Source organism: Microbacterium galbum, assembly GCF_032464915.1.
GTDB lineage: Bacteria > Actinomycetota > Actinomycetes > Actinomycetales > Microbacteriaceae > Microbacterium > Microbacterium galbum.
Genome location: NZ_JAWDIS010000001.1, coordinates 565,576 through 586,443, shown reverse-complemented (window position 1 = coordinate 586,443; position 20,868 = coordinate 565,576). Strand labels below are relative to the sequence as shown.

Below are 20,868 nucleotides of genomic sequence, written 5' to 3'. Positions count from 1 at the left end.
ACACACCCATGCGGGCTGATGCGGGCTCGTCAGCAGGATGCCGTCCCGGCGGATCCCGGGCGCGGGCTCCGGACGAAGAACCCGGGCGGCGCACCGCGTGCGGGACCCGATTTACAGCGCTCCCCGGATCGCGGATGCCGCGGCCCCGAGCCGCGCGGCGATCGCCGCCTCATCGAGGTCGGTCGCCACGTGCACCGCGGCGATCGCCGCGGGCTCCCGCCCCTGCACCTGCAGGGGGACCGCCACGGCGTGCAGCGACGGGATCACCTCGTCATGACTCGTCGCCCAGCCGCGCTCCGCGGCATCCGCCACCTCCGACGCCAGCCGCGCATCGACCTCGTCGGGCCAGCGGCGCGGCGGGAGCTGCGCGAGGATCGCGCGCCCGGGGGCACCCCGGGTGACCGGATGCCGCGACCCGGGCCGCTGCGCCACCGCCGTCACCGTGTGCCGGGGTTCGACGCTCGCGAGGGTCACGCACTCGTCGTGATCGAGCACCACGAGGAAGCACGTCATGCCGAGATCGTTGGCGGCCGCGGTGAGTTCGGGCAGGGCCTCGGCCTGCAGGTCGGCGGCGACCCCGGCGGCCAGCGCCGCCAGGCCCGTCCCCAGGCGCACGGCCCCCGCGGAATCCCGGCTCACCAGACCGTGGTCCTCGAGCGTCCGCAGCAATCGATACGCGACGGAGCGATGCAGGTCGACGCGGGCTGCGAGGTCGTCGATCGACAGCGGCGTCCGCGCATCGGCGAGCTCTTCGAGCAGGCGGATGCCGCGGCTCAGCGTCTGCGAGGCGGGAGCGGCGTCTTGCCGTGGCGGCATCGGTCGGTTAGCCTCTCGTTCGATAGCGGAACGTTGCGTTCGAATATAGAACAGTGACGAGGGTGCCGCAACCCGACATCGACGTCAGGAGAAACGATGCAGTTCCACCACCACGGCTACGTCTCGGGCGATCCGCGCGTGCAGAACGCCGCCGGCACCGGCGTCGACCGCCCCGCGGCGGTGCCCGACGAGGTCGACGTGCTCATCGTGGGCTCGGGCCCCGCGGGCATGCTGCTCGCGGCGCAGCTCTCGCAGTTCCCCCAGATCACCACGCGCCTCATCGAGAAACGCGATGGTCGTCTCGCGCTCGGTCAGGCCGACGGCATCCAACCCCGCAGCGTCGAGACCTTCCAGGCCTTCGGCTTCGCCGACCGCATCACCGCCGAGGCGTACAACATCGGCTGGATGAACTTCTGGGCGCCCGACCCCGAGAACCCCGACCGCATCGTGCGGACGACGCGCACCGAGGACTACGGCCTGAAGATCAGCGAGTTCCCGCACCTCATCGTCAATCAGGCGCGCGTGCTCGACTACTTCGCCGAGGCGGCCGCGCAGGGTCCCGCGCGGATCGTGCCCGACTACGGCGTGGAGTTTCGCGGTCTGACGGTCGTCGACGACGGCGTCGAGGTGCGCGTGGCGGATGCCGCGGGCGAGCGGACCGTCCGCGCGCGGTACGTCGTGGGGTGCGACGGAGCGCGCAGTGGCGTGCGTCAGGCGATCGGCCGCACTCATGTCGGAGCCGCCGCCCGTCACGCGTGGGGAGTGATGGACGTTCTCGTCGAGACCGACTTCCCCGACTGGCGCATCAAGTGCGCGATCAACGCCGCGGCGGGGAACATCCTGCACATCCCGCGCGAGGGCGGCTATCTCAGCCGCATGTACATCGACCTCGGCGAGGTCGCGGCCGACGACGACCACCGCGTGCGTCAGACCCCGATCGAGGAGGTCATCCGGCGGGCCAACGAGATCCTGCACCCCTACTCGATCGACGTGAAGCAGGTCGCGTGGCACAGCGTGTATGAGGTGGGGCACCGGGTGACCGACCGGTTCGTCGACGACCTCGACGCCCCGCGTGTCTTCCTCGCCGGCGATGCCTGCCACACCCACAGCGCCAAGGCGGGCCAGGGCATGAACGTGTCGATGCAGGACGGGTTCAACCTCGGCTGGAAGCTCGGTCACGTGCTGACCGGCCTGGCTCCCGCCGATCTGCTGCGCACCTACGACGACGAGCGGCGCCCGGTGGCCCAGCAGCTCATCGACTTCGACCGGGAGTGGTCATCGCTCATGGCGCGCAAGCCCGGCGAGATCACCGACCCCGCGGAGCTGTCGACCTACTACCTGGCCACGGCCGAGTTCCCCTCGGGATTCATGACGCAGTACGCCCCCTCGGCGATCACCTCCGACGCGCCCGCTCAGGACCTGGCATCCGGATTCCCGGTCGGCAAGCGCTTCAAGAGCGTCGAGGTCGTGCGGGTGTGCGACGGCAACGCCGTGCACCTCGGCCATCACGCGAAGGCCGATGGCCGGTGGCGCGTGTATGCCTTCGCGGATGCCGACGGCTCGGCCCTGCGCGCCTGGGCCGAAGCCGCGCAGGAGATCGTCGAGCGGTTCACGCCCGCAGGGGCCGACCTCGACGCGGTGTTCGACGTGAAGGCGGTGTTCCCCGGCCGATGGGAGGACGTGGTCGACGCGCCCGCGCTCTTCCGCCCGCGCTCGGGGCCGCTGGGCCTGACCGATCTCGAGAAGGTCTTCGCCGCCGCACCGTCGGCCTGGACGACCGCCGACATCTTCGCAGAGCGCGGCATCGGCCCGGAGGGGGCGGTGGTGCTCGTGCGCCCCGACCAGTACGTGGCGCACGTGCTGCCGCTGACCGACCCGGCCGGCCTCGAGCGCTTCCTCGCCGGGGCGATGGCGGAGCCGACGGCGGGTTGACCCTGTGAACGCTCCCCCGAGCCAGAAACGCGGTGACATGGCGTTCCTCCCGGTGCGGAGCGTTCACACGCGCAGGGTGCGTGGAGCGACCCGGGAGGAGACGCTCGGGCGGAGTGTCGCGGCATGCGCCGGTTCGCTCCCTCCGCGTGTCCACCGAGGCCACCGCGTCATCCGGTTTGTACACGACGTATATCGGCACCGCTTCGCGGGCTGACGAGAATGGGCGGGACACCCCGCCCCGATCCAGGAGGATTCATGACCGATTCGCGCGAGAGCGAACTGCTGGCATCCGTACCCACCGGCCTCTTGATCAACGGGGAGTGGCGCACAGCCGAGGCCCGCAAGACCGTGGCGGTGAACGATCCCGCCACCGGTGACGTCCTGCTCGAGATCGCCGACGCGTCCATCGACGACGGCATCGCGGCGATGGATGCCGCGGCCGAGGCGTTCCCGTCGTGGGCGGCCACTCCGTCGCGTGAGCGTGCCGAGATCCTCCGCCGGGCGTTCGACCTGCTGCAGGAGCGCAAGGAGGACATCGCGCTGCTCATGACGCTCGAGATGGGCAAGCCGCTCGCCGAAGCGCGCGGCGAGGTCGGCTACGGCGGGGAGTTCCTCCGCTGGTTCAGCGAGGTCACCGCCCACACCCAGGGCCGCTACGGCGCGAACCCCGAGGGCACGGGTCGCATGATCGTCTCGCAGCACCCCGTGGGTCCCTGCTACCTCATCACCCCCTGGAACTTCCCCCTCGCGATGGCCACCCGCAAGATCGCCCCCGCGCTCGCCGCCGGTTGCACGGTCGTCATCAAGCCGGCCACCCTCACGCCGCTGACGACGCTCTTCTTCGCGCAGATCCTGCAGGATGCCGGGCTCCCCGCCGGCGTCGTGAACGTCGTCACCACCACGAACACCGGCCCCGTGTCGGAGCGCATCATCTCCGACCCCCGCCTGCGCAAGCTCTCGTTCACCGGCTCGACCCCGGTCGGCGTGAAGCTGCTGCAGCAAGCAGCCCCGGGCGTGCTGCGCACCTCGATGGAGCTCGGCGGCAACGCCCCCTTCGTCGTGTTCGACGACGCCGACCTGGACAAGGCCGTCGAGGGTGCGATGCTCGCGAAGTTCCGCAACATCGGCCAGGCCTGTACCGCCGCCAACCGCTTCATCGTGCAGCGCAGCGTCGTCGAGGAGTTCACCCGACGCGTCACCGAGCGCGTCCAGGGCATGAAGGTCGGTCGCGGCACCGAGGAGGGCGTGCAGATCGGGCCCCTGATCGACGACCGCGCCGTCGACAAGGCCAAGACGCTGGTGGGGGATGCCGTCGAGCGCGGCGCGACCGTCACCGTCGGTGGTTCGCCCATCGACGGCCCCGGCACGTTCTTCGAGCCGACCGTCGTGTCCGACGTGAAGCCGGGCAGCGACATCCTCCGGGAGGAGATCTTCGGGCCGGTGCTCGCGATCATCCCCTTCGACGACGAGGACGACGCCGTGCGCCTCGCCAACGACACCGAGTACGGTCTCGTCTCGTACGTCTTCACCGAGTCGCTCTCGCGCGGTCAGCGCATGATCGACAAGCTCGAGACCGGGATGATGGGCCTGAACGTCGGCGTCGTCTCCAACGCCGCCGCTCCCTTCGGCGGCTGGAAGCAGTCGGGCCTCGGCCGCGAGGGCGGCGACGAGGGCATCCACGAGTACCTGCAGACGAAGTACACGCTGACGGCGAACCCCTACGCGTAACACGTTTCGATGCCACGATCCCGGCGCGCCGCGAGGGCCCGGGGTCGTGGCATCCGTCGATCCGCCCTTGCGCACGAGTCGCCAAATTCTGTCGCTTCCGGGCCGTGCGAAGCGACAGGAAATGGCGACTCGGCGGAAGGGGGCGTCAGCCGTCCGCGTGACGGTCGAGGAAGGCGAACACCTCGGCGTCGTCGACGCCAGGGAACATGCCCCGCGGCAGCGGTGAGAACATGTGGCGGTGCACGCGCGCGCTCGGCCAGGCCTTGCCCTGCCAGCGCTCCGCGGCCTCGGCGTCGGGGCGCCGGCAGCACGACTCGTCGGGGCAGTGCGAGACGCCGCGCTTGGCGGTGTCGCGACCGCGGAACCACCGCGCGTCGTCGAAGGGCACGCCGACGGTGATCGAGAAGTCTCCGTCGCTGGTGCTCCCCGTCTGCGTCGAGCACCAGAACGTCCCGGCGGGGGTGTCGGTGTACTGGTAGTGCTCCGTCGTGCGGTTGTGCTCGGCGAACGCGGAGCGCGCCGAGAACTTCTTGCACACGACCTGGCCTTCGACGCTGCCCGTGACGTCGGTGGGCAGCGGCAGTCCGTCGTTCTCGTACACGCGCGAGATCGCCCCGTCGCCGTCGACGCGCAGGAAGTGCAGATGGATGCCGAGGTGCGTGGTCATCAGATTGGTCATGCGCATCGCGGCGGCTTCGTGGGTGACGCCGAACGCGTCGCGGAAGTCCTCGACCGCGAGGTTGCGGTCCTTCTTCGCCTGCGCGAGGAACGCCACCGCGCTGGTCTCGGGCATGAGGCAGCAGGCGGCGTAGTAGTTGATCTCGAGCCGCTGCTGGAGGAAGTCGGCGTAGTCGGTGGGAGGACGGTGTCCGAGGAGCCGGTGCGCCATCGCCTGCAGCGCCATGGAGCGGAGGCCGTGGCCGCCCGGAATCGACGCGGGGGGCAGGTAGATGCGGCCGTGCTCGAGGTCGGTGACCGATCGCGCCGAGTGCGGGAGGTCGGCGACGTAGATGAGCTCGAAGCCCAGTTGCTCGGCCATGATGCTCACCGTGCGGTGGGTGAGAGCGCCGGTCGAGTGGCCCGCCGCCTTGAGCTGCTTCTCGGCGAGGCGTTCGATCTCGGGCAGGTGGTTGGCGGTCTCGCGCATCCGCAGACGCAGCTCGGTGTTGGCGCGACGGGCTTCCTCGGGGCTCGCGATCGTCGCGCGCTCGCGCCGCAGGAGTTCGCGGTGCAGGCCGAGGACCGCCTCGATGGTCTCGTCGCTGGTGCCCTTGGTGACCTTGACGGGCGGGATGCCGAGCTGGTGGAAGAACGGGCTGGTCTGCGCCCGTTCGAGCTCGATCTCCAGGGCCGCGCGACGGTTCGGAGGTTCGCGGGAGAGGAGCTCGGTCACCTCGGTCTCGGTCGCGCGCGCGATCTCCTGCAGCAGGGAGAGCTTCGGCTCGCGCTTGCCGTTCTCGATGAGGCTCAGCTGGCTGCCGGCCACGCCCACCAGTGCGCCGAGCTCGTCGAGGGTGTACCCGCGCGCGAGTCGATGATGGCGGATGCGGTGACCGAGCGTGGTGAGTTCGAAGGACGAGGCCATTCCTTGACCATATCGAAAGAACCGAGTTTCTTACACGCAATCATCCTCGAAAGACCGGCGACCAGGCCCTCAAGATGGGGGAGAACACCGAATTCGCTCTCAACCGAGGAGAACGACATGGCTCTCGCCGACATCTTCGCTTCCCGCTCCACCGGCCGCGCCGCCGCGGTCGCCGCCGCCCCCGCCCGTCCCGGATACGGCGTGAAGCCGGCCGTCGACGGTCCCGGCCTGGCCGCCCTCACCGCGTGGGTCGACCAGGTCGCGGCCCTCACGAAGCCCGACCGCATCCACTGGGTCGACGGCTCCGCCGCCGAGAACGACGCGCTGCTGCGCGAGATGGTCGACGAGGGCAAGCTCATCAAGCTGAACCCCGAGTGGCGCCCCGGCTCCTACCTCGCCCGCTCGCACCCCGGCGACGTCGCGCGCCTCGAGTCGCGCACCTACATCGCCTCCGAGAGCGAAGAGGACGCCGGCCCCACCAACAACTGGATCGCGCCGGCCGAGATCCGCGAGACGCTGAACGGCGTCTTCGAGGGCTCGATGCGCGGTCGCACGATGTACGTGGTGCCGTTCTCGATGGGCGCCGTCGGCGGCCCCCTCAGCCACATCGGCGTGCAGATCACCGACAGCGCCTACGCCGTGGCATCCATCGGCGTCATGACCCGCGTCGGCACGGCCGTCACGGAGCAGATCGCCCAGGGCGCGCCGTGGGTCAAGACCGTGCACTCGGTCGGTGCCCCTCTGGGCCCGGGCCAGGCGGATGTGGCGTGGCCCTGCAACGACGACAAGTACATCGTGCACTTCCCCGACACCCTCGAGGTCTGGTCGTTCGGGTCGGGATACGGTGGCAACGCGATCCTCGCCAAGAAGTGCTTCGCCCTGCGCATCGCGTCGGTCATCGGTCGCGACGAGGGCTGGCTCGCCGAGCACATGCTGCTCATCCGCGTGATCGACCCGACGGGCAAGGCGTACCACGTCGCGGCCGCATTCCCCTCGGCCTGCGGCAAGACCAACCTGGCGATGCTGCGCCCGACCATCCCGGGGTGGCGCGTCGAAACGCTCGGCGACGACATCACATGGATCCGCCCCGGTGAGGACGGACGCCTCTGGGCGATCAACCCCGAGGCCGGTTTCTTCGGTGTCGCACCCGGCACCGGCGAGTCCACCAACGTCACCGCGATCGAGACCCTCTGGGGCAACACGATCTTCACGAACGTCGCCCTGCGTCCCGACGGCGACGTCTGGTGGGAGGGGCTGACCGACGAGGCGCCCCCGCACCTCACCGACTGGGAGGGCAACCCCTGGACGCCCGCGTCGGGCCGCCCCGCCGCCCACCCCAACTCGCGCTTCACCGTCGGCGCGGCGCAGTGCCCGCAGATCGCGGAGGACTGGGAGACCCCCGAGGGCGTGCCCCTCGACGTCATCCTGTTCGGCGGTCGCCGCGCGACCAACGTCCCGCTCGTGCTCGAGGCCACCGATTGGTCGCACGGCGTCTTCCTGGGCTCGACCGTCTCGAGCGAGAAGACGGCCGCGCAGGAGGGCACCGTCGGGGAGCTCCGCCGCGACCCGTTCGCCATGCTCCCGTTCTGCGGCTACAACATGGGCGACTACTTCGGCCACTGGCTGAAGGTCGGCGAGAAGCTGCGTTTCGACCGCGCACCGCGCATCTTCCAGGTCAACTGGTTCCGCAAGGGCGACGACGGCCGCTTCCTCTGGCCCGGCTTCGGCGACAATGCCCGCGTGATCGACTGGATCATCCGTCGCGTCGACGGACAGGTGGATGCCGTGGACAGCCCGATCGGACGCCTGCCCCGCACCGAAGACCTCGACCTGTCGGGCCTGGACCTGCCCGCCGCCGACCTCGCCGAACTGTTCGCGATCGACCGCGACTCGTGGCTGGCGGAGGCCGAGCTGACCGAGGAGTTCTACGACACCTTCGGCGCGCACCTGCCGGCCGCGCTGCGCGCCGAGCTCGCGTCGCTGCGCTACCGCCTGCAGCGCTCCTGAGACCGGCTCGCCCGCCGCGCCGCACGGTCCTGACCCGTGCCGCGCCGCGGGGCGAGCCCTGGAATCGACGCCCCTCCCGTTCTTGGCGCGCGGGAGGGGCGTCGGTGCGTTCGAGGGAGCCGCGGCCCCACGCCGCTGCTCACACGAGCAGCTGGTGCTTCGCCAGGTCGCGGTACAGGGGAGTGGATGCCACCAGCTCGCTGTGCGTGCCCTGGCCGACGACGCGGCCGTTCTCGAGCACCACGATGAGGTCGCTGTCCACGACCGTCGACAGGCGGTGCGCGATGACGAGCAGCGTGCGCCCGGTCGCCACGGCGTCGATCGCCTCGCGCATGCGCTGTTCGTTCACGCCGTCGAGTGACGACGTCGACTCGTCCAGCAGCAGGACCGGGGGAGCGGCGAGCAGCGCACGGGCGATCGCGAGGCGCTGACGTTCTCCGCCCGACAGCATCACGCCGTCTTCGCCGACGGGGGCGTCGACGCCGAGCGGGTTGCGCTCGAGCACCTCGCCGAGGTTCACGGCCTGCAGCACGCGCTCGCAGTCGGCGTCGGTCGCGTCGGGAGAGGACAGACGCAGGTTGTCGGCGATGGTTCCGGCCAGGGTCGGGGCGTCCTGCTCGACGTAGCCGAAGCGGGCGCGCAGGTCGTCGCGCGGAAGGTCGCGGGCGTCGATGCCGTCGACGAGGATCTCCCCGTCCGTGGGGTCGTAGAAGCGCTCGACGAGCGAGAGGATCGTGCTCTTGCCCGCCCCCGACGGCCCGACCAGAGCGACGCGCGCGCCGCGCGGCACGGTGAACGACACTCCGCGCAGCACGTCGCGGTCGGTCTCGGGAGCCGGCGCCTCGCTCGGGGCGGCGTCCAGGTGCACCTCGGCGAGCACCGATCGGGCCTCCTTCGCCGCCGCCTCCCGTGCCCGGACGACGTGGTCGGGATAGCGGAAGCGCACGTCGCGGAACGCGATCGCCGCGGCATCCGGAACCGTCGCCGCCGACGTCGGTCGATCGCCGTCGTCTTCGAGCGGAAGGTCGAGCACCTCCTGGATGCGCCCCAGCGCGCCGAGGGCCTGGTTCACCGACGTGATGGCTCCGATCGCCGAGGCGAGCGGCTGCACGAGCAGGAACAGGAAGATCACGAACGTCACCAGCGAGGCGACGTCGATGGCCCCGGATGCCACGCGGTACCCGCCGACACCGAGCACGACGAGCAACGACACCTGCAGGGCGACGAAGGCGATCGGCACGATCAGCGCCGACACGCGGGCGATGCGCACTCCCGCGTCGTAGGCGGCGGTCGCGCTCTCCGTCACGGCGGTGGTCTCACGCTCGGTCGCGCCGGATGCGCGGATGGTGCGGACCGACCCGACCGCGCGCTCCACACCGGACGACAGCTCGCCGACCTTCTCCTGCTGGATCGCGGATGCCGCGCGGATGCGCGTGCTGAGGAGCACCACGATGCCGAGCGACGCTCCGACGACCACGACGATGAGCACCAGCAGCAGGGGGTCGATGAACGCCATCGCGATGACGGCGCCGAGCAGGATCAGCGCGTTGCCCACGGCATCCGCGAAGCCCTGCGTCAGCACGGCGTACAGGAGCGTGGTGTCGGTGCCCACGCGCGAGACGAGGTCGCCCGTGCGACGCGCGTCGAACTCGCTGATGGGCAGGCGCAGGATGCGCGCGATCAGCCGGCGCCGCGAGGAGTACACCACCGCGGTGCCGGTGCGCTGGAGCAGATAGTGCTGGAAGCCCGAGATCACCGACGACAGCACGACGAACGCGACCAGCAGCCAGACGAGGGCGCCGAGCGGGATGCTGTTCTGCACGCGCGTGATGACCTGACCGACCAGCAGCGGCTGGGCGAGCGTCGCCCCCGCCCCGAGGACGCTGAGGACTGCGACCACAGCGAGCGTGCGCTTGTGCTCGAGCAGGAACGGCAGCAGCTGACGGAACGACGCGCGCGGACCTTCGGGGGTGCGGCGGCCGCGCCGACCGCGCGCGAGAGCGGGTGAAGACATGCTCATCCTCGGGAAAGGGATCGGGGTACTTCGACCGTACCTTCCGCGGCTGTGCGCTTCGCCCCCGCGAGGCGTGATGGGGGAGAACTCGGTGGGGGCCCCGGGTGGGGAGGAGTGCAGCGCCCGTCCGCGCCGACGAGGCGGAGGGCCCATCGCGGCGGAACGGTCCTTCGGCGCACACCTCCGGCGAAGGCGGCCCCTCCGGCCCGTCACGACCCATCGGTGCCGGATGAGCAGGAGTCCCGCGCCGGGAACGACGGATGCCACGAGGCCGAGGCCCCGTGGCATCCGTCGTCGAGAACTCCGCGTTACGGTGCGGTCGCTCCGGCGGCGATGTTGTCGTCGTAGTCGACGTCCTTCGTCTCGGGCGAGAGCACGAGGGCGACGAGGGTCAGCACACCCATCGCCGACAGGTAGACGCCCACCAGCCAGGGGTTGCCGTCACCGGCGGCCCACAGCGCGACGGCGACGATGGGTGCGAGCGCCGCGCCCAGGATCGACGAGACGTTGTACGAGATGGCCGAACCCGTGTAGCGCGTGTTCGTGGGGAACAGCTCGGGCAGCACGGCACCCATGGGGCCGAACGTCGAGCCCATGAGCAGGAACCCGATGATGAGGAACGCCTGCACGTACACGTGGGTCAGCGTCGCGTCGGCCTGCGGGAGCAGGAAGAACGCGAAGGTCAGACCGAACACGATGATCGCCGCGGTCACCACGATGAGCAGGCGCTTGCGACCGAAGCGGTCGGCGAGCGGCCCGGACAACATCGTGAAGACGCCGAAGAACACTACGCCGATGATCTGCATGATGACGAAGTCGGTGTAGCCGAAGCCCAGGCCCGGAACGTAGGCGGCGGCGTCGAAGGCGGTTCCGGCCTTCTCCGCGGCGGCCGCCGCGCCCTCGGCGGTCGGCTTGGTGCCGTACGACAGCGTGAAGCTGGTCATGAGGTAGAAGAGCACGTAGGTCGCCAGCATGATGAACGTGCCGAGGATCAGCTGCTTCCAGTTGCGGCGGATGACCTCGCCGAGCGGGAACTTGCGGATCACGCCGCTCTTCTCGGCCTTCGAGAACGACTCGCTCTCGACGAGCCGCAGGCGCACCCAGAGGCCCACGATGACCATGACGGCCGAGAAGAGGAACGGCACGCGCCAGCCCCACGCGAGGAACTCCGCGGAGCGCTGCGCCGTGCCGTCGGGGTGCGGCAGGGCGAAGTTGATGATGAGGAAGATGCCGTTGGCGATGATGAAGCCGATGGGGGCGCCCAGCTGGGGGAACGTGCCGAACAGGGCGCGCTTGCCCTTCGGAGCGTTCTCGGTCGCCACGAGCGCCGCGCCCGACCACTCGCCGCCGAGGGCGAAGCCCTGCGCGAGGCGCATGATGAGCAGCAGGATCGCCGCCCACACACCGATCTCGTTGAAGGTCGGCAGCAGACCGATGAGGAAGGTCGCGACGCCCATCGTCAGCAGGGATGCCACGAGGGTCGCCTTGCGGCCGAAGCGGTCGCCGAAGTGGCCGAAGACGACGGCACCGAGGGGACGCGCAACCATGGCGGCGCCGAAGACGCTGAACGACAGCAGCAGCGAGGTGGTCTCGTTGCCGGTCGGGAAGAAGAGGATCGGGAAGACGAGCACGGCCGCGGTCGCGTACGCGTAGAAGTCGTAGAACTCGATCGTGGTGCCGATGAGGCTCGCGGTGATGACGCGCGAACGCGGATTGGCCGGGGCCGAGGCCGAACGGGTGGAGGGGGATGACGTGGTCATGACTGCCTGACGGGAAGATTCTTCGTTCGCGTCCGGGGTGGGGCGCAGCGGTGGCACGCAGCGGTCACGGGGGTGGTGGTGAGAGAGCGCGCGGGCGGGGGCACCGGCGACGTCCCCGAGTGAGGGGCGTCTAGACCCTCCAGTCTATGCGCGCGCTGAACGTGCCCCGTCCCGCAGGCAGGTCGCGCGAGACCGCGGAAGTCGTCAGCGCCAGATGACCGCGAGGCCCGCGTTGAGCAGAGCCAGGATGCCGATGGGCCAGAAGATCGCGGGGGAGAGCGAGCCCGTGCGCTTCTGACGTGCGGACCCGATGCCCAGCAGCGCGCCGATCACGAGCAGGACGACGAGCTTGATGCCGATTTTGGCGTAATTGAGGTCGTGGTCCAGGCCCCACGGCGCCGACAGAGCGAGGCCCGTGATGAGGGAGATCACGAGCGCGTAGTTCATCAGCGGCGTCACGCGCACGCGCCGGGAGACCGCCTCGACGACCCAGGCCCCGAAGAGGATCGCGAAGCCGACGAGGTGGACGAGGACGACGACGTTCCGCAGGATCTCCATACCCGTCAGGGTAGGGACGGCGCGGGTGCGCCGCCAGCAAGGCGGTCCTCACCCCGCGCGCGGTCCTGACCGAGCCCTACGCGTGGCCCGTAAGCCCTGCGCGTGGCCCGTGAGCCCCGCGCGTGGCCCGTGAGCCCTGCGCGTGGCCCGTGAGCCCCGCGCGCGGTCCCTGAGCCCCGCGCGCGGTCGCTGAGCTCGTCGAAGGGCCCGCCCCCGACCCGCGGACCCCCGTTGGCTTCGACAGGCTCAGCCACTTCCGTCCCGCCCCGCGAACGAGAACGGGCCCGGCGACCGCAGTGGTCGCCGGGCCCGTGATCAGACCGTCTCAGCCGCGCAGCTCCCGCAGCACGAGGGCGGTGCGGATCGCCGCGTCCGCGGCCTCCTCGCCCTTGTCCTCCTTGGAGCCCTCGAGCCCCGCGCGGTCCAGCCCCTGCTGCTCGTCGTCGAGGGTGAGCACGCCGAAACCGACGGGCTTGCCCGTGTCGAGCGCGACGCGCGTCAGTCCGTCGGTCGCGGCCGACGAGACGAAGTCGAAGTGCGGGGTCCCGCCGCGGATGATCACGCCCAGCGCCACCACGGCGTCCGCCCCGGCGTCGAGGGCCGCCTTGGCGGCCACGGGCAGCTCGAACGACCCCGGCACGCGCACGACGCGGTAGGTCGCGCCGGTGGCATCCAGCACGCGCTCCGCTCCGGCGATGAGGCCGTTCGTGATGACCTCGTGCCAAGTACCGGCGATGACGACGACGTTCAGTCCCGACGCGTCGACGCCGCCGGTCTCGGGTGCTCCACTGCCGGCCATCAGGCGCTCTCTTCCTTCATGTGCGCGAGGGCGTCGCGCAGGTCGTCCTCGGCGATGATGTGACCCATCCGGTCGCGCTTCGTCTCGAGGTACTGGTGGTTGTTGGGGCCGACGCCCACGAGCAGGGGGACCTGCTCGACGACGTCGAGGCCGAAGCCGCGCAGCTGCGCGACCTTGTCGGTGTTGTTCGTCAGCAGGCGCACCTTCTCGACGCCGAGGTCGGTCAGGATGCCGGCGGCGGCGGCGTAGTCGCGCGCGTCGGCGGGGAGGCCCAGGGCGAGGTTGGCATCCACCGTATCCATGCCGCGCTCCTGCAGGTTGTACGCGCGCAGCTTGTTGATGAGGCCGATGCCGCGGCCCTCGTGACCGCGCATGTAGATGACGATGCCGCCGTCGCGATCGATCGTGTCGAGTGCCGCCTCGAGCTGCGGTCCGCACTCGCACTTCAGCGAGCCGAACGCCTCGCCGGTCAGGCACTCCGAGTGCACGCGCACGAGGGGCGCCTCTTCGGTCAGGTCGCCCGAGACGACAGCCAGGTGGTCGGTGCCGGTGACGCGGTCCTTGTACGCGAGGAAGCGGAACGTGCCGTGCGAGGTGGGCACATTGGATTCGGCGCGCAGGCTCACGCGACGCCTCGGCGCCGCCGTGGCGGGCAGCGGGTCGGTGTCGTTCAGGTGGGCGATGAGCTGCTCGATCGTGATCACCGGGATGCCGTCGCGCTCGCCGAGCTCGAACAGTCCGGGCAGGCGCATCATGCTGCCGTCCTCGGCGACGACCTCGGCGATCGCACCGACGGGCTCGAGCCCCGCGAGGCGCATGAGATCGACGGCGGCCTCCGTGTGCCCCGCGCGCTCGCGCACGCCGCCGTCCACCGCGCGCAGGGGGAGCACGTGTCCGGGCCGGATCAGGCTCGACGGCTCGGAGTCGGGTGCAGCGAGCACGTTGAGGGTGCGCGCGCGGTCGGCGGCGCTGATGCCGGTGGTGACCCCGGATGCCGCGTCGACGCTGACCGTGTAGGCGGTGCCGCGGGCGTCCTGGTTGACCTCGACCATCGGGGGCAGGTCGAGGCGGTCGGCCCACTCGGCGGGCATGGGCGCGCAGACGTAGCCGCTCGACCAGCGGACGGTCCAGGCGAGCCACTCGGGTGTCGCGAGCTGGGCCGAGATGATGACGTCGCCCTCGTTCTCGCGGTTCTCGTCGTCGGCGACCAGGATCGGTCGGCCCTGACGGAGAGCCTCCAGGGCCTCGGGGATGGTGGACAGGCTCATTCGGAGCCCCTCTCGGTCTGTGCGGCGGTCGCCGCGGGGTTCTCTGTCGTGCGGAAGGCGAGCATGCGCTGCACATGACGGGCCAGGATGTCGGTCTCGAGGTTGACGGGCGTTCCGGCCTCGGCGCGTCCGAGGGTCGTGGCCTCGAGGGTCTCGGGGATGAGCGAGACCTCCAGCCACGGCTCGGGCTCGGAGGCTGCGCTCACGGCGCTGACGGTCAGCGAGACGCCGTCGATCGCGATCGAGCCCTTGTCGACGACGAGCGGGGCGAGGGGGGCCGGGATGCCGATGCGTACGACGCTCCACTGCGCGCCGGGTCGCACCTCGCGCACGACGCCCGTGCCGTCGATGTGGCCCTGCACGATGTGCCCGCCCAGGCGACCGTGGGCGGCGGTGGCCCGTTCGAGGTTCACGGCGCGACCGGGGGCCACATCGGCGAGGGTCGACATGTCGAGGGTCTGCTTCATCACATCGGCGGTGAACCAGTCGTCGCCCTGGTCGACGACGGTGAGGCACACGCCGCTGACCGAGATCGAGTCGCCGTGACCGGCGTCCGACACCGACAGGGGGGCGCGCAGTGTCAGACGCACGCCGTCGCCCGACGGCTCGACGGCGGTGACGGCGCCGATCTCTTCGACGATTCCGGTGAACATCAGGCGTCTCCTTCGTTCTCGCCCGCGGCCGCGGGCACAGTCTCGGGGCTTCGGGGTCCGGCCTCGGCCGGGCGGGCGACGATGAGCAGATCGTCGCCGAGGGGAGTGACGGATGCCACCACCAGCCGTTTGGCCGCGCCGATGCTCGGCACTCCCACATCGCCCAGCGCCAGGCGCGAGCCGCCGAGCAGCACGGGGGCGACGTAGACGAGCAGTTCATCGACGAGACCCTCGCGCACGAACGCGCTCGCGAGGGTCGGTCCGCCCTCGACGAAGACGCGCTGCACGCCCCGCTCGGCGAGATCGGCGAGCACCGCGTGCAGATCGTGCGTCGTGTAGAACAAGGGGTCTCGCGGATGGCGGCGCACGGCCGCATCCGGTGCCGTCTCACTCTCACCGATGATGACCGGCATCGGCTGATCCGCGAGGAGCGAACCGTCGTCGTCCCGGGCGGTCAGGGCGGGGTCGTCGGTGCGCACGGTGCCGGTTCCGGCGACGATCGCGTCGGCCGCCGCGCGGCGGGCGTGCACGTCGCGGCGGGCGTCGGGCCCGGTGATCCACTGGCTCGTGCCGTCGTCGGCCGCGGCGCGGCCGTCGAGGCTCTGGGCCCACTTGACCGTGACGCGCGGGCGGCCGGTGCGCTGCAGGTGGGTCCAATCGCGCACGAGCGCCTCTGCGGCATCCGCCTCGGGTCCCGACTCGACGTCGACGCCGGCCGTACGCAGCCGGTCGGCTCCTCCGGACGCGGCATCGGTCGGGTCGTCGAGCGCGTAGACCACGCGAGCGACGCCCGCCTCGATGAGAGCGAGGGCGCACGGACCGGTGCGACCGGTGTGATTGCACGGCTCGAGGGTCACGACGGCGGTGGCGCCGCGGGCGGCGCCGGGCGCGACCTGGGAGAGGGCGTCGACTTCGGCGTGCGCCGTGCCGGCGCCGCGATGGAAGCCCTCCGCGAGGATCTCGCCGGCGGGGGACAGGATGACGGCGCCCACCTGCGGGTTGAGCCCGCGCGGGCCGCGCCGGGCGAGCTGCAGCGCTCGCCGCATGGCGTCGATCTCGACGGCGGATGCCATTTCCCTGTCCTTCCCGCGCCGTCGGGGCAGGGCCAGCGGGAAGGCGCGACGCGCCGTCCGTGCTGCCTCCTATCCGGACTAGCGAGGGGAGACCCCCGCATCACCGTCGGTCCCGGAATTCCACCGGATCGGCCCCACCGCCATGGGCGGAAGGGTTCGCGGACTATCACCGCCGGTTCGGATTCTCACCGACCCCGGAGCACGTTGTTTGCTCTTCGAAGTGTAGTCAACGCGGGGTTTGCGGTTTCATTCCCCGACTTCTGACGACGTTTTCCGGTATCCCGCGCGGCGATGACAGGGCGGATGCGGGCCTCGATCGCGGTGGCACCGGCGTTGCGCGCACGGGCAGCGTCGTGGAAGGCCCCGGAGTGGCAACGCGCCCGCGCGTGCGCTCCGGTCGGTCGGCGGCCCTCGCGCCGCGGTCTCACTTCAGCAGGCGCGACAACCGCCGGTCGGCCAGCAGTTTGCCGCCGGTCTGACAGGTGGGGCAGTACTCGAGCGAGTTGTCGGCGAAGAAGACGCTGCGCACCTCGTCGCCGCACACGGGGCACGCCTCGCCGCGCCGCCCGTGCACGCGCATGCCCCGCCGCTTGGCATCCTTCAATTCGGCGGGCGGCTTGCCGCGCGCGGCCTCGACCGCTTCTGTGAGCGTCGTCGTCATCGCGGAGAACAGGCGATCGACCTCGTCGTCCGCGAGGGTCGCCGCGAGCGCATAGGGCGACATCTTCGCCGCGTGCAGGATCTCGTCGGAGTACGCATTGCCGACGCCCGCGATGACCGACTGGTCGCGCAGCACGCCCTTGATCTGCGTGCGGCGGCCGATGAGGAGCGCGCCGAAGGCCTGGCGGTCGAAGCCTTCGCTCAGCGGGTCGGGGCCGAGGCGGGCGATACCCGGGACGTCGTCGGGGGAGCGGACCGCGTACACGGCCAGCGACTTCTTCGTGCCCGCCTCGGTGAGGTCGAAGCCCGACCCGTCGTCGAAGCCGACGCGCAGGGCGATCGGGGTCTTGCCGGGCTTGATGATCGTCGCCGGAAGCGTGTCGTACCACCGCAGCCATCCCGCCTTGGCTAGATGGAAGACGAGGTGGATGCCGGCATCGGTCGTGAGGTCGACGAACTTGCCGTGCCGCCGGGCGTCGATCACTGCGGAGCCCACGAGCGCCGACAGCGGCGGGTCGAACGTCTTGAGCGCGTTGATCGCCGACACGGTGGCCTTGTCGATGCGCAGCCCCGTGACGCGATCGCGCAGGAACTCGACGAGCCCCTCGACCTCAGGCATCTCCGGCATGCGCCCATGCTGCCACGCACCTCCGACATCGGGGACGGGCCTTGCGCCCTAGCCGAGCACCGCCCACGACCGCGGCGGGGGGTCGTCGTCGTGCGGCAGCTCGCCCGAGGCGGCAGCACCCGGGCGGAACGACGACGCCCGCACGACTCGCGGAGAGTCGCACGGGCGTCGAACGGAACGGATCAGCCGCGGCGGAGCAGGCCGATGCGGTCGTACACGTCGGAGAGGGTCTTCTCGGCGACGGATGCCGCCTTCCCGGCGTTGACGGCCAGCACGCGGTCGAGCTCGGCGGGGTCGTCGAGCAGCTCGAGGGCGCGCGTGCGCACCGGCTCGAACTCGTTCACGACCACCTCGGCCAGGCCCTTCTTGAAGTCGCCGTACCCGCGGCCGGCGTACTCGTCCTCGATCGCGGTGATCTCGCGGCCGGTCAGAGCCGAGTAGATCACGAGCAGATTCGAGACGCCCGGCTTCTCGTCGCGGTCGAAGCGCACCGCACCCTCGGAGTCGGTGACGGCGCGCATGATCTTCTTCGCGCTGACCTTGGGGTCGTCGAGCAGCCACAGCACGCCCGCGTCGGACTCGGCCGACTTCGACATCTTCGAGGTCGGGTTCTGCAGGTCGTAGATGCGGGCGGTCTCGCGTCGGATCACGGGCTTGGGAATCGTGAAGGTCTCGCCGAAGCGCTGGTTGAAGCGCTCGGCGAGGTCGCGCGTGAGCTCGATGTGCTGCTTCTGGTCGTCGCCGACGGGCACGACGTCGGTCTGGTAGAGCAGGATGTCGGCGGCCATCAGCACCGGATAGGTGAAGAGGCCGACGTTGGTGGCATCCGTGCCGTAGCGCGCCGACTTGTCCTTGAACTGCGTCATGCGTCCGGCCTCGCCGAAGCCGGTGAGGGTCGAGAGCACCCACTGCAGCTCTGCGTGGGCGGGCACATGCGACTGCACGTACAGCGTCGAGCGGGAGGGCTCGATGCCCGCGGCGATGTACTGGGCGGCGGTGCGGCGGGTCTTCTCCCGACGCTCGGCGGGGTCGCCGGGCTGGGTGAGGGCGTGCAGGTCGACGACGGAGAAGAAGGCGTCGTACTGATCCTGCAGGTCGCGCCACTGCAGCAGGGCCCCGATGTAGTTGCCGATCTGGAGGCTGTCGGCGGAGGGCTGCATTCCGGAGTAGAGGCGCTCGGTGGTCACCGTACGATCCTAGGCGGCGCGCCGCGCGGCGGTGGTCGCCGGCTCAGCGCCCGAGCGTGTAGTCCACGACGACGGGGGAGTGGTCGCTCCATCGCGTGTCGTACGACGGCGCGCGGTCGACGCGGTACGCCGTGACCCGCTCGGCGAGCTCAGGGGTGGCGACGTGGTAATCGATGCGCCAGCCGCTGTCGGTGTCGAACGCCTTCCCCCGCATCGACCAGAACGTGTACGGACCGTCGACCTCGCCCATGACCCGGCGGCCGACGTCGACCCAGCCCAGGCCCGTGCCGGTCGAGCCGTCGACGCCCTCGACCTGCTCGCCCGCGGGGCCGAAGAAGCGATCGAAGTACGCACGCTCGCGCGGGAGGAAGCCGGCGTTCTTGCGGTTGCCCCGCCAGTTCTTGATGTCGAGCTCGCGGTGGCCGACATTCAGGTCGCCGGTGACGAGAGCCAGTTCGCGCTCGGCCTTCAGCGCGGCGAGGCGCTGCTCCATGGCATCCAGGAACAACCACTTGGCGTCTTGCTTCGGGGTGTCGACCTCGCCGCTGTGCACGTAGGCGCTGACGATGGTGAGGGTCTCGCCGTCGATGTCGAAGTCGGTCTCGATCCAGCGGCCCGACGCGTCGAGCGGCTCGGGACCGAGGTGCGTGCGGGTCTCGACGCCGGGGAGGCGGCTGATGATCGCGACGCCGGCGCGCCCCTTCGCGAGCGCCTCGTCGTTGACGATCTCCCAGCCGGGAAGGGCCTCGGCGAGCTGCTCGGCGGAGGCGCGGACCTCTTGCAGGGTGACGATGTCGGCGCCGGAGGCGTCGAGCCACTCGACCATGCCCTTGCGGACGGCGGCACGGATGCCATTGACGTTGACGGAGACGATACGCACGGAACGAGCCACCCGACGAGCCTAACCGCGACCTCCGACATCCCTCCGGGCTGGACAGCCGCCCGCGGTCCTCAGTCGAGGACGAGCGTCGTGCGCCGTGGGGCCGGCACGTCGGCCTCGGCGCGGGCGAGCGCCTTCTCGGCCGCCGCGAGCCGTCGGCGTGCGCGCCATCGCCAGGGCCAGCGCGCCAGCGCCAGCGCCTTCTCCGCCTCGCGCACCCCCACCTGCGCGGCGATGACGAGCGCCGCCTGCTCCATCGCCCGGCGGTCCTCGGGGGAGCGCAGGGGGACGTCGCGATCGCCCGCGGCCACGGCGATCCAGGCGGCCGACACGAGGATGACGATGCCGATGAACCGGAACCACAGCAGGAAGCCGATGAGCACTGTGAAGGTCGCCAGGAGCGGGTTCGACGGCGTGTACACGAACAGGAACCCGGCGCCGACCTGCAGCACCACGATGCCCGTCGCCCCGACGACGGCTCCCGGCCAGGCGCGGCGCCACGACAGCGTCGTCCCCGTCAGGAAACGGAACAGCGAGGCGAGCGCCACCGTGTTGATGCCGAACGCGACGACGAGCGACACCAGACGTGCGCCGATCGACCAACCGAGGGTTTCGCGGTCCCAGCCGATGAGGCCGAAGATCAGGTCCACGGCGCCGGTCGTGACCGACCCCAGCAGGGCGCCCACGAGCAGAGAGACCCCGAAGAGCACGGATGCCACGAAGTCGCGCGCCTTGAGCATGACGTAGTTGCGCAGGTCGAAGGGTAGGCCGAAGGTGTCGCGCACGGCGCGCCGGGTGAACGTGACGAACCCGATCGCGGTCCACACGACCACGACGACGGCCACGATGCCGGTGATGGTCAGCAGACGTCCGCTCTCCTGGGCGACGGCCTCGACCTGGTCGCGGTCGACGAGGCCGTTCTTGCTGATCAAGCCCGGGATGTAGCTGTTGATGATGCGGATGAGACCGTCGATCGCTGCGGTGCTGCCGCCCAGCCAGATCCCCACGCCCGCGAACGCGAGATAGAGCGCCGAGAACACCGCGAAGAGTCCCTGGTAGCTCATCCCCGCGGCGAGCAGGAACCCGTTGTGCCGCAGGAAGTGCCGCCACACCCGGATCGGGAACCACTGCGCGATCTTCGCCGCGCGCGCGATCGGCTGATCCAGCCGCTCCCGCACCGCGACCTGCGCCGCTTCGAACCTGTTGCGCAGGGACGGGTCGTCGTCGCGCACCGCGGGCAGCGGTCGCGGGTCGGCGTGCGTCTCGGTCACCCGTCGAGCCTAATGAATGGATGCCGAGGCCTCGGCGTCCCCCGGGCCA

At 70.8% G+C, this 20,868-nt stretch carries 16 protein-coding genes and 1 riboswitch; of the genes, 3 read left to right on the top strand and 13 right to left on the bottom strand.

All coding sequences use genetic code 11. The annotated features are described in order from the left end of the window. Positions 1 to 111: 111 nt before the first annotated feature. Positions 112 to 816, bottom strand: a complete 705-nt coding sequence (locus RWH45_RS02800; protein ID WP_315993396.1) for an IclR family transcriptional regulator — start codon at positions 814 to 816, stop codon at positions 112 to 114. Positions 817 to 912: 96 nt separating this feature from the next. Between RWH45_RS02800 and RWH45_RS02795 the strand changes: the two genes are divergently transcribed. Next, positions 913 to 2,748 (top strand): FAD-dependent monooxygenase, encoded by a 1,836-nt coding sequence (locus tag RWH45_RS02795; RefSeq protein WP_315993395.1) that lies wholly within the window; start codon positions 913 to 915, stop codon positions 2,746 to 2,748. Positions 2,749 to 3,003: 255 nt separating this feature from the next. Further along, positions 3,004 to 4,476, top strand: coding sequence for an NAD-dependent succinate-semialdehyde dehydrogenase (locus RWH45_RS02790; RefSeq protein WP_315993394.1), 1,473 nt, complete (start codon positions 3,004 to 3,006; stop codon positions 4,474 to 4,476). A gap of 145 nt (positions 4,477 to 4,621) precedes the next feature. Here the strand turns inward: RWH45_RS02790 and RWH45_RS02785 are convergent, their stop codons facing one another. Continuing rightward, a complete protein-coding gene (locus tag RWH45_RS02785) occupies positions 4,622 to 6,061 on the bottom strand; it encodes a helix-turn-helix domain-containing protein (RefSeq protein WP_315993393.1) in 1,440 nt (479 codons plus the stop codon). A gap of 117 nt (positions 6,062 to 6,178) precedes the next feature. Between RWH45_RS02785 and RWH45_RS02780 the strand changes: the two genes are divergently transcribed. Continuing rightward, positions 6,179 to 8,068 carry a phosphoenolpyruvate carboxykinase (GTP) gene (locus RWH45_RS02780; protein WP_315993392.1) on the top strand — a complete coding sequence of 630 codons (1,890 nt, stop codon included), beginning with the start codon at positions 6,179 to 6,181 and terminating at the stop codon, positions 8,066 to 8,068. Positions 8,069 to 8,207: 139 nt separating this feature from the next. Here the strand turns inward: RWH45_RS02780 and RWH45_RS02775 are convergent, their stop codons facing one another. From RWH45_RS02775 to RWH45_RS02725, 11 genes are all read right to left on the bottom strand, one after another. Continuing rightward, the gene (locus RWH45_RS02775) at positions 8,208 to 10,082 is read right to left on the bottom strand and encodes an ABC transporter ATP-binding protein (RefSeq protein WP_315993391.1); all 1,875 of its coding nucleotides are present in this window, start codon (positions 10,080 to 10,082) and stop codon (positions 8,208 to 8,210) included. 308 nt (positions 10,083 to 10,390) lie between these two features. Continuing rightward, positions 10,391 to 11,842, bottom strand: coding sequence for an MFS transporter (locus RWH45_RS02770; RefSeq protein WP_315993390.1), 1,452 nt, complete (start codon positions 11,840 to 11,842; stop codon positions 10,391 to 10,393). 204 nt (positions 11,843 to 12,046) lie between these two features. Beyond that, positions 12,047 to 12,400 carry a Fe-S protein gene (locus RWH45_RS02765; protein WP_315993389.1) on the bottom strand — a complete coding sequence of 118 codons (354 nt, stop codon included), beginning with the start codon at positions 12,398 to 12,400 and terminating at the stop codon, positions 12,047 to 12,049. Between the two features lie 325 nt (positions 12,401 to 12,725). Further along, complete coding sequence (gene ribH / locus RWH45_RS02760) at positions 12,726 to 13,199, bottom strand: 6,7-dimethyl-8-ribityllumazine synthase (protein ID WP_315993388.1); 474 nt, start codon at positions 13,197 to 13,199, stop codon at positions 12,726 to 12,728. Then, positions 13,199 to 14,467 (bottom strand): GTP cyclohydrolase II, encoded by a 1,269-nt coding sequence (ribA, locus tag RWH45_RS02755; RefSeq protein WP_315993387.1) that lies wholly within the window; start codon positions 14,465 to 14,467, stop codon positions 13,199 to 13,201. The genes ribH and ribA overlap by 1 nt, the downstream gene beginning before the upstream one ends. Next, positions 14,464 to 15,120: a riboflavin synthase gene (locus RWH45_RS02750; RefSeq protein WP_315993386.1), complete on the bottom strand. Its 657-nt coding sequence runs from the start codon at positions 15,118 to 15,120 to the stop codon at positions 14,464 to 14,466. Before RWH45_RS02750 ends, ribA begins: the two co-directional genes overlap by 4 nt. Further along, entirely contained in the window at positions 15,120 to 16,193 is a 1,074-nt protein-coding gene (ribD, locus tag RWH45_RS02745) for a bifunctional diaminohydroxyphosphoribosylaminopyrimidine deaminase/5-amino-6-(5-phosphoribosylamino)uracil reductase RibD (protein WP_315993385.1), read from the bottom strand. The genes RWH45_RS02750 and ribD overlap by 1 nt, the downstream gene beginning before the upstream one ends. Positions 16,194 to 16,249: 56 nt before the next feature. Next, a riboswitch (FMN riboswitch) is annotated at positions 16,250 to 16,399 on the bottom strand. Between the two features lie 218 nt (positions 16,400 to 16,617). After that, entirely contained in the window at positions 16,618 to 17,481 is an 864-nt protein-coding gene (locus RWH45_RS02740) for an Fpg/Nei family DNA glycosylase (RefSeq protein ID WP_315993384.1), read from the bottom strand. Between the two features lie 182 nt (positions 17,482 to 17,663). Then, entirely contained in the window at positions 17,664 to 18,668 is a 1,005-nt protein-coding gene (gene trpS, locus RWH45_RS02735; RefSeq protein ID WP_315993383.1) for a tryptophan--tRNA ligase, read from the bottom strand. Positions 18,669 to 18,711: 43 nt separating this feature from the next. Next, the gene (locus RWH45_RS02730) at positions 18,712 to 19,560 is read right to left on the bottom strand and encodes an exodeoxyribonuclease III (protein ID WP_315993382.1); all 849 of its coding nucleotides are present in this window, start codon (positions 19,558 to 19,560) and stop codon (positions 18,712 to 18,714) included. A gap of 59 nt (positions 19,561 to 19,619) precedes the next feature. Further along, the gene (locus tag RWH45_RS02725) at positions 19,620 to 20,819 is read right to left on the bottom strand and encodes a YihY/virulence factor BrkB family protein (protein WP_315993381.1); all 1,200 of its coding nucleotides are present in this window, start codon (positions 20,817 to 20,819) and stop codon (positions 19,620 to 19,622) included. Positions 20,820 to 20,868: the final 49 nt, after the last annotated feature.

What these genes read in the sequence shown, in the direction of transcription:
- RWH45_RS02785 (WP_315993393.1), bottom strand. Translation starts at nt 6,061, where the DNA reads ATGGCCTCGTCCTTCGAACTCACCACGCTCGGTCACCGCATCCGCCAT.
- RWH45_RS02795 (WP_315993395.1), top strand. Translation starts at nt 913, where the DNA reads ATGCAGTTCCACCACCACGGCTACGTCTCGGGCGATCCGCGCGTGCAG.
- ribD (WP_315993385.1), bottom strand. Translation starts at nt 16,193, where the DNA reads ATGGCATCCGCCGTCGAGATCGACGCCATGCGGCGAGCGCTGCAGCTC.
- ribA (WP_315993387.1), bottom strand. Translation starts at nt 14,467, where the DNA reads ATGAGCCTGTCCACCATCCCCGAGGCCCTGGAGGCTCTCCGTCAGGGC.
- RWH45_RS02790 (WP_315993394.1), top strand. Translation starts at nt 3,004, where the DNA reads ATGACCGATTCGCGCGAGAGCGAACTGCTGGCATCCGTACCCACCGGC.
- RWH45_RS02780 (WP_315993392.1), top strand. Translation starts at nt 6,179, where the DNA reads ATGGCTCTCGCCGACATCTTCGCTTCCCGCTCCACCGGCCGCGCCGCC.
- RWH45_RS02770 (WP_315993390.1), bottom strand. Translation starts at nt 11,842, where the DNA reads ATGACCACGTCATCCCCCTCCACCCGTTCGGCCTCGGCCCCGGCCAAT.
- ribH (WP_315993388.1), bottom strand. Translation starts at nt 13,199, where the DNA reads ATGGCCGGCAGTGGAGCACCCGAGACCGGCGGCGTCGACGCGTCGGGA.
- RWH45_RS02750 (WP_315993386.1), bottom strand. Translation starts at nt 15,120, where the DNA reads ATGTTCACCGGAATCGTCGAAGAGATCGGCGCCGTCACCGCCGTCGAG.
- RWH45_RS02765 (WP_315993389.1), bottom strand. Translation starts at nt 12,400, where the DNA reads ATGGAGATCCTGCGGAACGTCGTCGTCCTCGTCCACCTCGTCGGCTTC.
- RWH45_RS02800 (WP_315993396.1), bottom strand. Translation starts at nt 816, where the DNA reads ATGCCGCCACGGCAAGACGCCGCTCCCGCCTCGCAGACGCTGAGCCGC.
- RWH45_RS02775 (WP_315993391.1), bottom strand. Translation starts at nt 10,082, where the DNA reads ATGTCTTCACCCGCTCTCGCGCGCGGTCGGCGCGGCCGCCGCACCCCC.
- RWH45_RS02740 (WP_315993384.1), bottom strand. Translation starts at nt 17,481, where the DNA reads ATGCCGGAGATGCCTGAGGTCGAGGGGCTCGTCGAGTTCCTGCGCGAT.